The sequence below is a fragment of the Streptomyces bluensis genome (assembly GCF_014650715.1).
Lineage (GTDB): Bacteria > Actinomycetota > Actinomycetes > Streptomycetales > Streptomycetaceae > Streptomyces > Streptomyces bluensis.
This window is the reverse complement of the sequence record NZ_BMVM01000007.1, coordinates 129,153-142,126: the sequence shown is the minus strand read 5'-3', so window position 1 is coordinate 142,126 and position 12,974 is coordinate 129,153. Positions and strand designations below refer to the sequence as shown.

Sequence of the window (12,974 nt, the reverse complement as noted above, 5' to 3'; positions counted from 1 at the left end):
CTTCGCGCCCATGTGCGTCACAAGAGGTGCGGGGCCAAGCCGGTGACGAAGGGTCAGGCCCGACGCCCCGCCCCGGATCACGCCCCCGCCGCCCCTACCCGTCCCATCCTCAGGGGCTCCGCCCCTTCGCCCCCGCCAAGGGGCCAACCCCCCTGAACCCCCGATTACGGGGCTCGGCCCCGGCCCCACCCATCGGTTCGCCCCTCGGACCGGGATTCCGGGCCCCGATCTTGCCCATCGGTCCGCCTTCCGGACCGGGATTCCGACGCCCCGCCCCGCCCCCGAACTTCCGGGGCTCCGCCCCGTACCCCCGCTCCTCAAACGCCGGAGGGGCTGGACTTTTCAGCCCGTCCGGCGTTTGAGGACGAGGCCGTTCAGGCCGACAAGCGGGGGTTTGGGGGTGGCAGCCCCCAGGGATGGGACGGGTAGGGGCGGCGGGGGCGAAGGGCACCGGTACGGGGGGCCGTGTCGTGTGCCGAGCGCGAGCAGTTCACGGGCTCGTTGACATGGATTTCCGGTACGGACGGCTCTCGCGGGCTAACGTTCCGTCATGACCGCACCGGACCCCGAATCCCACCCCGCCCTGGACCCGTCACGCACCGCCCTCGTGCTCGTAGACCTGATGGACCGCATCGTCGGGCTGCCCCTGGAGCCCCGCAAGGGAACGGACGTCCTCGCCGCCGCGGAAGAGCTGGCGAGCTCCTTCCGCTCCGCCGGCGCCCCCGTCGTACTCATCCGCGTCGAACGCTCCAGCACCGTCGAACAGCCGCCCGGCAGCGGTCTGGTCGCCGGTCTCGCCCGGGACGGGGATCTGGAGATCGTGAAGCGGACCATCGGCGGCTTCCAGGGCACCGGCCTCGACGAGCGGCTGCGCGAACGCGGCATCACCACGCTCGTCTTCGGAGGGATCGCCACCAACCTCGGCGTGGAGTCCACCGCCCGCGCCGCCGGCGACCTCGGCTACGAGCTCGTCTTCGTGGAAGACGCGATGGCCGCGTTCACGGCCGCCGAGCACGACGCGTCGGTGCGGCTGGACTTCCCGCGGCTCGGCACGGTCGTCACGACGGGCGACGTGCGCTTCGCCAAGGGGTGAGGCGGGGCCCCTGCGGCGCAGGGGGCGCTCCCCGCCGACCGGGGCCCCGCCGCCGTGTCGCGGGGAGCCGGTCAACCCTGGGCGGCCGCGGCCCGCAGGGCGATACGGTCCTCGCCCGCGTACACGTTCATGGAGGCGCCCCGCAGGAAGCCGACGAGCGTCAGGCCCGACTCCAGGGCCAGGTCGACCGCCAGCGACGACGGGGCCGACACCGCCGCCAGCACGGGGATGCCCGCCATCACCGCCTTCTGCGCCAGCTCGAAGGAGGCGCGGCCCGACACCAGCAGGATCGTGCGGGACAGCGGCAGCGCGCCGTTCTGCAGCGCACGCCCCACCAGCTTGTCCACCGCGTTGTGACGGCCCACGTCCTCCCGTATGTCGAGGAGCTCGCCGTCCTCACGGAACAGGGCGGCCGCGTGCAGGCCCCCGGTCCGGTCGAAGACCCGCTGGGCCGCGCGCAGCCGGTCGGGGAGCCGCGCGAGCAGTGCGGGATCGATACGGACCGGGGGAGCCTCACCGCCGTGCGCGCCGTGCGCGCCGTGCGTGTCGTCGATCGGCCAGCGGGCCGTCGTACGGACCGCGTCCAGGCTCGCCTTTCCGCACAGCCCGCAGGACGATGTCGTGTACACGTTGCGTTCGAGCGTGATGTCCGGGATGACGACGCCCGGCGCCGTCTTCACGTCCACGATGTTGTACGTGTTCGAACCGTCCACCGTGGCGCCCGCGCAGTACACGATGTTCTGGAGGTCCTGCTGGTGCGCCAGCACACCTTCGCTCACCAGGAAGCCCGCCGCCAGCGCGAAGTCGTCACCCGGGGTGCGCATGGTGATCGCGAGGGGCTTGCCGTTGAGCCGGATCTCCAGGGGTTCCTCGGCGACGAGCGTGTCCGGGCGGGCGGAGACCGCGCCGTCCCGGATGCGGATCACCTTGCGTCGTTCCGTGACTCGTCCCATGTCCCCTCAGTCCCCATCGGTCCCGATCAGTCCAGGTTCTGTACGTGCTGATAGCCGAAGCGGCCCTTGATGCACAGGTTGCCGTGGGTCACCGGGTTGTCGTGCGGCGAGGTGACCTTCACGATCTCATTGTCCTGCACGTGGAGCGTGAGGTTGCAGCCCACTCCGCAGTACGCGCACACCGTCGTCGTCTCCGTCTGCGCGGACTCGTCCCAGGTACCCGCCGCGCGCATGTCGAACTCCGACTTGAAGGAGAGCGCGCCCGTCGGGCACACCTCGATGCAGTTCCCGCAGTACACGCAGGCCGAGTCGGTGAGCGGCGCGTCGTGCTCGACGGCGATCCGGGCGTCGAAGCCGCGTCCGGCGACGGAGATCGCGAACGTGTTCTGCCACTGGTCGCCGCACGCGTCCACGCACTTGTAGCAGAGGATGCACTTGTCGTAGTCGCGCACATAGAGGTCGTTGTCGATCTTCGGTTCCTCGTTGAGGCGGGCCGCGTCCGGGCCGAAACGGTCCGGCTTCGCCTCGTACTCCTTGATCCACTCGGCGACCTGCGGAGTCGTCGACAGGTCGACGGAGGACGCGAGCAGTTCGAGCACGATCTTGCGGCTGTGCCGGGCGCGCTCGGTGTCGGTACGGACCTCCATGCCGGGCTCGGCCTTGCGGGAACAGGCCGGGACGAGGGTCCTGGATCCCTCGACCTCGACCACACAGACACGGCAGGCGTTCTTGGGGGTGAGGGTGTCGCCCTGGCACAGGGTCGGGACGTCCTTGCCCGCGGCACGGCAGGCGTCGAGGATCGTCGAGCCCTCGGGGGCGCGCACCGGCTCCCCGTCGATGGTGAACTCCAGGAGGCGACGCGGCACTCCGAGCGGTATCACGGTCATTCGTAGGCCCCCAGACGGTCGATGGCGGATTCCACGGCGTTCCACGCGGTCTGCCCGAGACCGCAGATCGAGGCGTCCCGCATGGCGCGGCCCACCTCGCGCAGCAGGGCGATGTCGTCGGCCGCGGCCGCTCCCGTGCGCTCGGCGATCCGGTGCAGCGCCTCCTCCTGGCGCACGGTCCCCACGCGGCACGGCACGCACTGGCCGCACGACTCGTCGCGGAAGAACTCGGCGATGCGGAGCAGCAGGCGGGGCAGCGGAACGGTGTCGTCGAAGGCCATCACGACACCCGAGCCGAGCGTGGTGCCCGCCTCCCGCGTGCCCTCGAACGTGAGCGGGATGTCCAGCTCGTCGGGCCGTACGAAGCCGCCGGCCGCTCCGCCCAGGAGCACCGCCCGCAGCCGCTCCCGTACCCCGGCGAGTTCCAGCAGCTCGCCCAGCGTGGCGCCGAAGGGCAGCTCGTAGATGCCGGGACGGTCGACGCTGCCGGACACACAGAACAGCTTGGGGCCGGTGGACCTGCCCGTGCCGATGGCCGCGTACGCCTGGGCCCCCATCGTCAGGATGGGCAGGACGTTGACGAGGGTCTCGACGTTGTTCTCGGCGGTGGGTTTGCCGAAGAGTCCCTTCTCCACGGGGAACGGAGGCTTCGAGCGAGGCTCGCCCCGGTAGCCCTCGATGGAGTTGAACAGCGCGGTCTCCTCACCGCAGATGTACGCGCCCGCCCCGCGCCGGATCTCGATGTCGAAGGCGTACCCCTGGCCGAGGACGTCGTCGCCGAGCAGCCCGCGTGCCCGTGCCTGCTCGATGGCGTGGGTCAGCCGGTCGAGGGCGCGCGGGTACTCGCCCCGCAGATAGAGGTAGCCCTTGTGCGCCCCGGTGGCGTACCCCGCGATCGTCATCGCCTCGACGAGCGCGTACGGGTCGCCCTCCATGACCACGCGGTCCTTGAAGGTGCCCGGCTCGGATTCGTCCGCGTTGCACACCAGGTAGTGCGGGTGGTCCGGCTGGGACGCCGTGGCCTGCCACTTGCGGCCCGTGGGGAACGCGGCGCCGCCCCGCCCGACCAGACCGGAGTCGGTCACCTCGCGGATGACCCCGGCGGGGCCGAGCGCGAAGGCCCGGCGCAGGGCCGTGTAGCCGCCGTGGGCCCGGTAGTCGTCGAGGCTGAGCGGGTCGACGACACCGATGCGGCGCAGGAGGACCAGGTTGTCCTGTCCCGCTTGGGGGACGGCCATGGCCGCCGGCGCTTCGGCGGGGGCCGTTTCGGGGGCGGTCGCGGCGAGGACGGTGGCGTCGGGGGCGGCGGGTGCGACGACGGCTGTGGCCCGGGAGGCCCGCGGCGGAGCCGCTGATGGATCCAGTCGCCCCCGCCGCCCCTTCCCGTTCCCGACCTTGGGGGCTGCCGCCCCCCAACCCCCGCTGTCGGCCTGAACGGCCTCGTCCTCAAGCGCCGGACGGGCTGAACTGCTCGGAACCCCCGCCCGCACCACCAGCGCCGCGGGCGCCCGCTCGCACAACCCCAGGCACGGGCTCCGCTCCACCGAAACCCCGCTCCCGGGCCCCAGCCGCGACTCCACCCCCGCGCACAGCTCCGCCGCCCCCGCCGCCGCACACGCGAGGTCCGTGCACACGTGCAGCACGGTCGCGGGCCGCGGGCGTACCGAGAACATCGAGTAAAACGTCGCCACCCCGTACGCCTCCGCCGGTGGCACCGTCAGACGTCGGCACAGGTAGTCCAGCGCGCCCTCGCTGATCCAGCCCACCCGGTCGTTGATCGCGTGCAGCCCCGGCAACAGCAGGTCGCGGCGGTCCCGCGCCTCGCGCCCGCCCCGCGCCCACCGCAGATCCGCATCGGAGCGGTCGGCGCCTTCCCAGGACGACTCCGGCGGGCCGAGCAGCGCGTCGACCGCCGCCCGTTCGTCGTCCGTCGGCTTGCTGTCACCGAAGTGCAGATCCATGTCCTGTCTCAGCTCCTCACGGCCGTGACGGGCAGCTTCTCGATCCGGATCGCCGACGCCTTGAACTCCGCCGTGCCCGCGATCGGGCAGTTGGCCTCGATCGTCAGCTGGTTGGTGTCCACCTCGTCGGGAAAGTGCATGGTCATGAAGGCCAGTCCGGGCCGGAGCGCCGTGTCGATCCACACCGGCGCCACCACCGAGCCGCGCCGCGAGGACACCCGGACCTTCTCGCCGACCACCACCCCGTACCGCTCCGCGTCCTCCGGGCACAGCTCCACGAACTCGCCGCGCCGCAGCGGCGAGGCGAAACCGCCGCTCTGTACGCCCGTGTTGTACGAGTCGAGCCGCCGGCCCGTGGTCAGCCGGATGGGGAACTCCTCGTCCGTCAGGTCCACCGGCGGATCGTGCGGGACGAGACCGAAGGGGGCGGGCCGGCCCCGCCGCCCGGGATCCGGGTCCCACAACCGGCCGTGCAGATAGGTCGGTTCCAGCTTGTCCGTGTCCGGGCACGGCCACTGGATGCCCTGGTGCTCCTCCAGACGGTCGTACGTCATCCCGTAGTGGTCCGGTGACACCGACCGCAGTTCGTTCCAGACGGCCTCGGAGTCGGCGTACTTCCAGTCGTGGCCGAGGCGCGAGGCGAGGTCACAGATGATGTCGATGTCCTCACGGGCCTCACCGGGCGGGGTGACCGCGCGGCGTACGCGTTGAACCCGTCGCTCGCTGTTGGTGGTGGTGCCTTCGGTCTCCGCCCAGCCGGCGGTCGCGGGGAGGACGACGTCCGCCAACTCGGCCGTCTTCGTCAGGAAGATGTCCTGCACGACGAGGAAGTCCAGCTGCCGCATGCGCCGTACGGCCTGCCCGCTGTCCGCCTCCGACTGCGCCGGGTTCTCCCCGATGCAGTAGACGGCCTTGAGCGTGCCCTCCTCCATGGCCTCGAACATCTCCGTCAGGTTCAGCCCGTAGCGCGGCTGGATGACGGTGTCCCACGCCGACTCGAACTTCAGCCGGGTGCCCGGGTCGAGGAGGTCCTGGAAGCCGGGCAGTCGGTTCGGGATGGCGCCCATGTCGCCGCCGCCCTGCACGTTGTTCTGCCCGCGCAGGGGTTGCAGGCCCGCCCCGTAGCGGCCCACGTGCCCGGTCAGCAGGGACAGGTTGATCAGGGCCCGTACGTTGTCCGTGCCGTTGTGGTGCTCGGTGATGCCGAGCGTCCAGCACAACTGGGCACGCTCGGCGCGGGCGTACGCGTGCGCCAGGTCCCGGATCGCGGCGGCCGGCACGCCCGTCACCTTCTCGGCGAGCGACAGCGTCCACGGCTCGACCAGTTCCCTGTACTCCTCGAAGCCCGTCGTCGCGCGCTCGATGAACGCGGTGTTCGCCAGGCCCGCGTGGATGATCTCCCGGCCGATCGCGTGGGCCATCGGAATGTCCGTGCCCACGTTCAGCCCGAGCCAGCTCTCCGCCCACTCGGCGGTGGACGTGCGGCGTGGGTCGACCGCGTACATCCGGGCGCCGTTCCTGATCCCCTTCAGCACGTGCTGGAAGAAGATCGGGTGGGCGAAACGGGCGTTGGAGCCCCACATCACGATCAGGTCGGTGTGCTCGACCTCCTCGTACGACGACGTCCCGCCACCGGAGCCGAAGGCGGCCGACAGGCCCGCGACGCTGGGGGCGTGGCAGGTGCGGTTGCAGGAGTCCACGTTGTTGGTGCCCATGACCACGCGGGCGAACTTCTGCGCCACGTAGTTCATCTCGTTGGTCGCGCGGGCGCAGGAGAACATGCCGAACGCGCCGCGCGCCGCGTCCAGTCCGCGGGCGGCCCGGTCCAGGGCCTCGTCCCAACTCGCCCGGCGGAAGGGCTCGTCGCGCGAGTCCCGGACCAGGGGATGGGTCAGGCGGGTGTAGGTCTTCGGGGCTCGGTCGCGTTTCCTGGTACGGCGTTCTTCAGCCTTCATGCGGCGCTCCTCAGCGCGAGCAGGTCCGAGATGGCGTGGACGGTGCGCAGGGTGGGCACCTCCACGCCGGTGATCTCCGCCAACTCGACGACGGCCGCGAGGAGTACGTCGAGTTCGAGCGGTTTGCCGCGCTCCAGGTCCTGGAGCGTGGAGGTGCGGTGGTCGCCGACGCGCTCGGCGCCCGCGAGACGGCGCTCGATGGAGATGCCCACCTCGCAGCCCAGCGTCTCGGCGACGGCGAGCGTCTCGGCCATCATGATCTCGATGACCTTGCGGGTGCCGCCGTGCAGGCACATCTGCCGCATGGTGGCGCGGGCCAGCGCGCTGATCGGGTTGAACGAGATGTTGCCGAGCAGCTTGAGCCAGATGTCGTTGCGCAGGTCGGGCTCCACCGGGCACTTCAGCCCGCCCGCCGTCATGGCCTCGCTGAACATCCGGCAGCGCGCCGAGATCGTACGGTCGGGCTCGCCGATGGAGAACCGGGTGCCTTCGAGGTGGCGGACGACTCCTGGTCCGGCGAGTTCCGTCGCCGCGTAGACGACACACCCGACGGCCCGTTCGGGCGCGAGCACCGCACTGACCGCGCCGTCCGGGTCCACGCTCTCGACACGGTGCCCGTCGTGGGGGCCGCCGTGCCGGTGGAAGTACCACCAGGGAATGCCGTTCTGGGCGGCCACCACCGCCGTCGTGTCATGGAGCAGCGGCTCGATCAGCGGCCCGCACGCCGCGTACGAGTTGGCCTTCAGGCCCAGGAAGACGAAGTCGACCGGGCCGATCTCGGCCGGGTCGTCGGTGGCGTGGGCGCGCGCGGTGAAGTCGCCGCGCGGGCTGAGCACGCGCACTCCGTGCTGCCTCATGGCCGCCAGATGCGGTCCACGGGCGATGAGGTGCACGTCGGCGCCCGCACGATGCAGGGCCGCGCCGACGTAGGCGCCGATGGCTCCGGCGCCGAGAACTGCGACTTTCATACGAGGGAGCTCCGTTCGGTCGAGGGTACCGAGGAACTGCCGAACTGTGTCGACGAAATATTGTCTACAGTATGGAAGCAGGCCCAGCAAGGCTTCGCGCAGCAACTCGACGGTCCGCTGCGGCCGGTGAGGGAAACCGGCGGGTCAGCTCCGAGCCGTCGACTGGTCCGCCACCCGCCGCGAGCGGATCGACGCGGCGCTGGGCATCACCGACGACCGGTCACCGCCGCGATGTCACGGCACGGTGCGGTAGGGCACGGCATGGCACGGCGCGGACCACCCATCCCGCGCGCACCTCGACGTCCAGCTCGGCGTCGGCGGTGAGGGGCACCCGCACCGTTATCGCCGCGTCGTCGAACCGGCCCTCCTGACGCGCCAATTCCACCCATACGACGAGATCGGCGGCCGAGTCCGGGGCGCCGTGGGAGCACAGCGGCATGGCCGGGGCGCCCCACGGGGCCGTCACGCCGGTGAGCCCGGCGAGGTAGTGGCGCGTGGCGTGCGGGCCGTCGGCCAGTGCCTTCAGGGCCGCTCTGGCCTCGGCCTCGGTTCTCACGGTCCAGGTGTCCGCGGCTCCCGGCGTCGAGGTGTCCGCCGTCCGCGCTTCCGTTGGTCCCGTTCGCAGAGGGGTACCGGCCGGGCCCTCCGTGCCGGTCGTACGGTCCGGGGTCAGGGCGACCACGACACCCCGGCGGTGGTCGGGGCCGGGCAGGGTGAGCCGGCCGGAGGCGGCGTCGGGGCCGGTCGCCGCCTCGCTGCCGGCCGGCCGCCCGGTGTCGGCCCGTACCCGGGCGACGAGTTCGGTGAGCGTGTCACAGACGGCGAGTGCCCCGGTGACACCGAGCACCGACCAGCCGCCGGGGCGCACCGCGATGCGCCCCGCCCGGCGGCCCGCGATCCGGGTCACGGCCGTCGCCACGGCGGAGCGTGCGGTGACCTCGGCGGTGAGCGGCCGGGCCCAGTCGCCGAGGGCCTGTGTGCCGCACGCCCCGCACATCAGGGCATCACGTCCCCGGAGTTGGGGCCGAGGGTCTGGCCGGTGTAGAGGTTGCCGCCCGGATCGGAGGCGAGGAGGACAGCCGTGGGGGCGATCTCCTCGGGCCGGCCGAAGCGCCCGAGCGGCAGCTCCGCGCGTTTGGCGTCCTTCCACTCCTCGGTGATGCCGTCCACCATCGGCGTCTCGACCGGCCCCGGAGCGATGGCGTTGACGAGGATGCCGTGCGGAGCCGCTTCCAGCGCGAGGGACTTGGTGAAGCCGATCACCCCGGCCTTGGCCGCGGCGTAGTGGGCGAGCCCGGTTCCGCCCTTGATGCCGAGCTGCGACGCGACGTTGATGATGCGGCCGGAGCCGCGTGCGGTCATGCCGGGCAGCACGGCGCGGCAGCACAGGAACACTCCGGTGAGGTCCACCGCGAGAGTCTGCGCCCAGGTCGCGAGGGACATCTCGGCGACGGGCGCCTCGGTGAGGATGCCCGCGGAGTTGACCAGGATGTCGATCCCGCCGCCGAGCCGGGCCTCGGCATCGGCCACGGCGGCGGCGACGGACGCCTCCTCGGTGATGTCCACGCGGACGGAGCCGACCGCCCCGGCGGAGCGGGCCGTGGCAGCGGCGCGGTCGCCGTCGTGGTCGGCGAGCACCACTCGGGCTCCTTCCGCGACGAACGCCGTCGCGATGGCGGCGCCGATGCCGCCCGCCGCCCCGACCACCAGCGCGGTGCGGTCCTTCAGTACCTGCATGGCCTTCTCTGCCCCTCTCGCGGTTCTCATGGTTCTCACGGTTCTCGTGCTTTTCACGGTCGGATTCCCGGTCGGTCGCGGTGCCCCGGACGCCCGGTTCCCGGATCGCCCCGGTTCCCGGTCGTCCCGGCTCCCGAATCACTCAGGCCGGCATGCGCACGGTGAGTCCGCCGTCGACGACGATCTCCTGGCCGGTGAGGTACGAGGCCTCGGGCGAGGTGAGGAAGCGGATCACCTCGGCGATCTCCTCGGGGCGCCCGGCGCGGCCGAGCGGGATGTCCCGGCCCGCGCGCTCCAGCCCGTCCGGGCCCAGGGAGTTGACCGGGTCGAGGGACTGTGGGGTCACCACGTAGCCCGGGACCACGGTGTTGACGCGGATGCCGCGCGGCGCGAGTTCGACGGCGAGGCTGCGCACCAGCCCGAACACCCCCGCCTTCGCGGCTCCGTAGTGGGCGTGTTCTCCCCAGCCGTACACCCCGCCCGCGATGGAGGACACGGCGACCAGGGCGCCCGGCCCGGTCATGGCCCCGGCCGCCGAGCGGAACGTGCGCAGGACGCCGGTGAGGTCGACCTGGAGCAGGTCGTCCCAGGCGGTGTCGTCGAGGTCGGCGAGCGCGGCCCGGCGCAGGATCCCGGCGCCCGCGACCGCGATGTCCAGCCGCCCCCACTCGTCCAGGGCCCGCTGTGCGAAGGCGTCGGTCTGGGCCGAGGACCGCACGTCGAGTTCGTGGACGACACAGGTGCCGCCCGCGGCCTCCACGGCCCGCACGGTCTCCCGCGGGTCGTGCGGGTCTCCGGGGTAGCTGCCGACGACCGTACGGATGCCGTGGCGGGCGTAGGTCACGGCCAGGGAGGCGCCGATGCCGCTGGCGGCACCGGTGATGACGGCGACGGGGCGCTGGTCGTGGTCAGCCATGGAGGGTCTCCACCTTGCGTGCGGCGAACATGACGAGCCCGGACAGGGAGGTGCCGATCGCGCCGACCAGGAGCGCCGCGGTGTTCCAACCGGTCCCGGAGGCGAGCAGCGCGGTCACGATGAGTCCGGCGACGATGGCACCGGGCTGCGAGAGGGCGTTGAGGAAGGCGGTGCCCGTGGCCCGGCAGCCGGTGTCGTAGCACTCGCCCATGTAGAAGAGCAGCGCCGCGTACGGGCCGACCAGGAAGAACATGCCGAGGGAGTAGAGGGCGACGACCGCGAAGGTGCCGTGGGCGACGGTGAGGGTCAGAGTGAAGAAGATCCCGGAGGCGATCCAGCCGAAGCCGATGACGTTGCGCCGGCCGACGCGGTCGCCGATCCAGCCGTGGAAGACATAGCCGAGGTATCCCACGGCGTTGATCACGATCAGCATCACCAGGGACCCGGTGAAGCTGACGTGCTTGCCCTCCGTGAGAACCGTGGTGCCGAGGACACTGAAGACCTGGATGCCGAACCAGTTGACGATCCACGCGAGTCCGAGGACCAGGGTGTTGCGCAGCGCGGTGCCGCGGAAGATCGCGGCGAGCGGGGCCTTGGGCTGCTCCTCGACGCCGTAGGAGCGGGCGAGGACGGCTGCCTCGTCGGTGCGGCCCTCCTTGCGCAGCGTGCGCAGCCTCAGTTCCAGTTCGAACTGCGGGGATTCCTTGAGGCCGCGCCGGGTCAGGGCGATGACCGCGGCGGGGAAGACGGCGAGGAGGAAACAGCCGCGCCAGCCGACCAGCGGAAGGAAGACGGCGACGAAGGCGGCGGCGAGGAGCACGCCAAGTGGCCAGCCGCCCTGCACCAGGCTGTAGACGAACCCGCGGCGCTTCTTGATCTTCTCGTCCTCGGTGACGGCGTAGATCTCGTTGAGGTAGGTGGCGTTGACGGCCTGTTCGGACAGTCCGAGGCCGCCGAGCGCACGGACCCCGACCAGGTATCCGGCGCCGGGGGTGACGGCGGTCGCCGCGGAGGCGAGGGCGGTGCCGGCGACGGTGAGGATCATGCCCTTGCGGCGCCCGATGCGGTCGACGAGGGGACCCACGCCGAGCGCGACGATCGCCGTACCGACGGATATGAGGGTGGACACGAACGAGGCTGTGGCCGAGTCCCAGCCGAAGTGGGTGGACATCTCCGGCAGCAGCGTGCCGAAGAGGATGTAGTCGTAGACGGCGAAGAGCCAGGCCAGGAAGGCGATCACGGTGGCCTTGCGGGTGGCGCGGACACCGACTCTGGGGAAGGAGCGGGCGGGGCCGGTGACAGTGCCGGCCGCCGTGCCGGGGGTTGCAGCGGACATCGGAAAGCACCCTTCTACGGGAGCGGTTCGGGTCTGGGCGAGAACGGGAGCGGGAGCGGGCACGCGGACCCGCCGGGGTCCGGAACGGGTGCGTGCCGGGGAAGGGGAGAGAGGGGCAGTGGGGCGTCCGGGCCGCGCGAACGGCGTACGGGGGCACGTCGCGCCGTGCACACGGACAGCGGGCCGACAGCAACGGCAATGGCGACGACGGCAACGGCACCTGTGATGACGACGGCGGCAGCCGGCCGGGAAGAGGCGGGACGGAGCGGCGGTGGCCGTCAGCCGCGCGGGGTGCGGGCGATGAAGTCGTCGGCGATCTCGTCGAAGGTGGACCAGGTCACGCCCTCGTGGCCGCCGATGTGGTCGATGAGACGTTCCAGCATCAGCAGGTTCTGCGGGCGCCCGGAGACATCGGGGTGGATCGTCATCGTGAAGACCCCGTAGTCCATCTCGCGGTAGACCCAGTCGAACTGGTCGCGCCACATCTGTTCGAGGTCGCGCGGGTTCACGAAGCCGTGGCTGTTGGCGCTGGCCTTGACGAACATCATGGGCGGCAGGTCGTCCAGGTACCAGTTGGCCGGGATCTCCACCAGGCCGGTCTCCTCGCCCCGCACCAGCGGCTTCATCCACTGCTCGGCGGGCAGCGAGTAGTCGATCTTGGTCCAGCGGTCGCCGACGCGCACGTAGTAGGGGCTGAAGTCGTTGTGCATCAGCGAGTGGTCGTACTTGATGCCGCGTTCCAGCAGGAGTTCGTTGGTGACGGGGGAGAACTCCCACCAGGGGGCGACATAGCCGGTGGGGCGGCGGCCCGAGACCTGCTCGACCAGGTCGATACCGCGGTCCAGCACCGCGCTCTCCTGGGCGCGGGTCATGGCGATGGGGTTCTCGTGCGAGTAGCCGTGGATGCCGATCTCGTGTCCGGCGTCGACCACCATCCGGGTCTGGTCCGGGAACGTCTCGATGGAGTGCCCGGGGATGAACCAGGTGGTGCGCAGGCCACGGCGTTCGAACAGGCGGAGGATTCGCGGCATGCCGACCTCGCCCGCGAACAGGCCACGGGAGATGTCACAGGGCGAGTCCTCGCCGCCGTAGGAGCCGAGCCAGCCGGCCACGGCGTCCACGTCCACGCCGAAGGCGACACGGATGTCCTTGCTTGCCTTGCTCATGA

The 12,974-nt window shown here is 71.6% G+C and carries 11 protein-coding genes; 1 reads left to right on the top strand and 10 read right to left on the bottom strand.

Annotation, left to right across the window (positions count from 1 at the left end; translation table 11 throughout):
• Positions 1 to 550: 550 nt before the first annotated feature.
• Positions 551 to 1,093 carry an isochorismatase family protein gene (locus IE262_RS19310; protein WP_189875132.1) on the top strand — a complete coding sequence of 181 codons (543 nt, stop codon included), beginning with the start codon at positions 551 to 553 and terminating at the stop codon, positions 1,091 to 1,093.
• A 71-nt stretch (positions 1,094 to 1,164) separates the two neighbouring features.
• Here IE262_RS19310 and fdhD read toward each other — a convergent pair whose 3' ends face one another.
• From fdhD to IE262_RS19260, 10 genes are all read right to left on the bottom strand, one after another.
• Positions 1,165 to 2,046 (bottom strand): formate dehydrogenase accessory sulfurtransferase FdhD, encoded by an 882-nt coding sequence (fdhD, locus tag IE262_RS19305; protein ID WP_189875130.1) that lies wholly within the window; start codon positions 2,044 to 2,046, stop codon positions 1,165 to 1,167.
• 26 nt (positions 2,047 to 2,072) lie between these two features.
• Entirely contained in the window at positions 2,073 to 2,933 is an 861-nt protein-coding gene (locus IE262_RS19300) for a 2Fe-2S iron-sulfur cluster-binding protein (protein WP_189875128.1), read from the bottom strand.
• Positions 2,930 to 4,894 carry an NAD(P)H-dependent oxidoreductase subunit E gene (locus tag IE262_RS19295; RefSeq protein ID WP_189875126.1) on the bottom strand — a complete coding sequence of 655 codons (1,965 nt, stop codon included), beginning with the start codon at positions 4,892 to 4,894 and terminating at the stop codon, positions 2,930 to 2,932. Before IE262_RS19295 ends, IE262_RS19300 begins: the two co-directional genes overlap by 4 nt.
• Before the next feature lie 8 nt (positions 4,895 to 4,902).
• On the bottom strand, positions 4,903 to 6,849 hold the full coding sequence (locus tag IE262_RS19290) for a molybdopterin oxidoreductase family protein (protein WP_134027924.1): 1,947 nt from the start codon (positions 6,847 to 6,849) through the stop codon (positions 4,903 to 4,905).
• Complete coding sequence (locus IE262_RS19285; RefSeq protein ID WP_189875124.1) at positions 6,846 to 7,817, bottom strand: 2-dehydropantoate 2-reductase; 972 nt, start codon at positions 7,815 to 7,817, stop codon at positions 6,846 to 6,848. The genes IE262_RS19290 and IE262_RS19285 overlap by 4 nt, the downstream gene beginning before the upstream one ends.
• Positions 7,818 to 8,037: 220 nt before the next feature.
• Positions 8,038 to 8,814 (bottom strand): hypothetical protein, encoded by a 777-nt coding sequence (locus IE262_RS19280; protein ID WP_134027920.1) that lies wholly within the window; start codon positions 8,812 to 8,814, stop codon positions 8,038 to 8,040.
• Entirely contained in the window at positions 8,814 to 9,584 is a 771-nt protein-coding gene (locus IE262_RS19275) for an SDR family NAD(P)-dependent oxidoreductase (protein WP_229877339.1), read from the bottom strand. The genes IE262_RS19280 and IE262_RS19275 overlap by 1 nt, the downstream gene beginning before the upstream one ends.
• A 112-nt stretch (positions 9,585 to 9,696) precedes the next feature.
• The gene (locus IE262_RS19270) at positions 9,697 to 10,470 is read right to left on the bottom strand and encodes an SDR family NAD(P)-dependent oxidoreductase (RefSeq protein ID WP_134027918.1); all 774 of its coding nucleotides are present in this window, start codon (positions 10,468 to 10,470) and stop codon (positions 9,697 to 9,699) included.
• Positions 10,463 to 11,806, bottom strand: a complete 1,344-nt coding sequence (locus IE262_RS19265; protein ID WP_189875122.1) for an MFS transporter — start codon at positions 11,804 to 11,806, stop codon at positions 10,463 to 10,465. Before IE262_RS19265 ends, IE262_RS19270 begins: the two co-directional genes overlap by 8 nt.
• Positions 11,807 to 12,084: 278 nt before the next feature.
• Positions 12,085 to 12,972 (bottom strand): polysaccharide deacetylase family protein, encoded by an 888-nt coding sequence (locus IE262_RS19260; RefSeq protein ID WP_134027914.1) that lies wholly within the window; start codon positions 12,970 to 12,972, stop codon positions 12,085 to 12,087.
• Positions 12,973 to 12,974: the final 2 nt, after the last annotated feature.

What these genes read in the sequence shown, in the direction of transcription:
- IE262_RS19295 (WP_189875126.1), bottom strand. Translation starts at nt 4,894, where the DNA reads ATGGATCTGCACTTCGGTGACAGCAAGCCGACGGACGACGAACGGGCG.
- IE262_RS19270 (WP_134027918.1), bottom strand. Translation starts at nt 10,470, where the DNA reads ATGGCTGACCACGACCAGCGCCCCGTCGCCGTCATCACCGGTGCCGCC.
- IE262_RS19280 (WP_134027920.1), bottom strand. Translation starts at nt 8,814, where the DNA reads ATGTGCGGGGCGTGCGGCACACAGGCCCTCGGCGACTGGGCCCGGCCG.
- IE262_RS19265 (WP_189875122.1), bottom strand. Translation starts at nt 11,806, where the DNA reads ATGTCCGCTGCAACCCCCGGCACGGCGGCCGGCACTGTCACCGGCCCC.
- IE262_RS19300 (WP_189875128.1), bottom strand. Translation starts at nt 2,933, where the DNA reads ATGACCGTGATACCGCTCGGAGTGCCGCGTCGCCTCCTGGAGTTCACC.
- IE262_RS19260 (WP_134027914.1), bottom strand. Translation starts at nt 12,972, where the DNA reads ATGAGCAAGGCAAGCAAGGACATCCGTGTCGCCTTCGGCGTGGACGTG.
- IE262_RS19285 (WP_189875124.1), bottom strand. Translation starts at nt 7,817, where the DNA reads ATGAAAGTCGCAGTTCTCGGCGCCGGAGCCATCGGCGCCTACGTCGGC.
- fdhD (WP_189875130.1), bottom strand. Translation starts at nt 2,046, where the DNA reads ATGGGACGAGTCACGGAACGACGCAAGGTGATCCGCATCCGGGACGGC.
- IE262_RS19310 (WP_189875132.1), top strand. Translation starts at nt 551, where the DNA reads ATGACCGCACCGGACCCCGAATCCCACCCCGCCCTGGACCCGTCACGC.
- IE262_RS19275 (WP_229877339.1), bottom strand. Translation starts at nt 9,584, where the DNA reads ATGAGAACCGCGAGAGGGGCAGAGAAGGCCATGCAGGTACTGAAGGAC.
- IE262_RS19290 (WP_134027924.1), bottom strand. Translation starts at nt 6,849, where the DNA reads ATGAAGGCTGAAGAACGCCGTACCAGGAAACGCGACCGAGCCCCGAAG.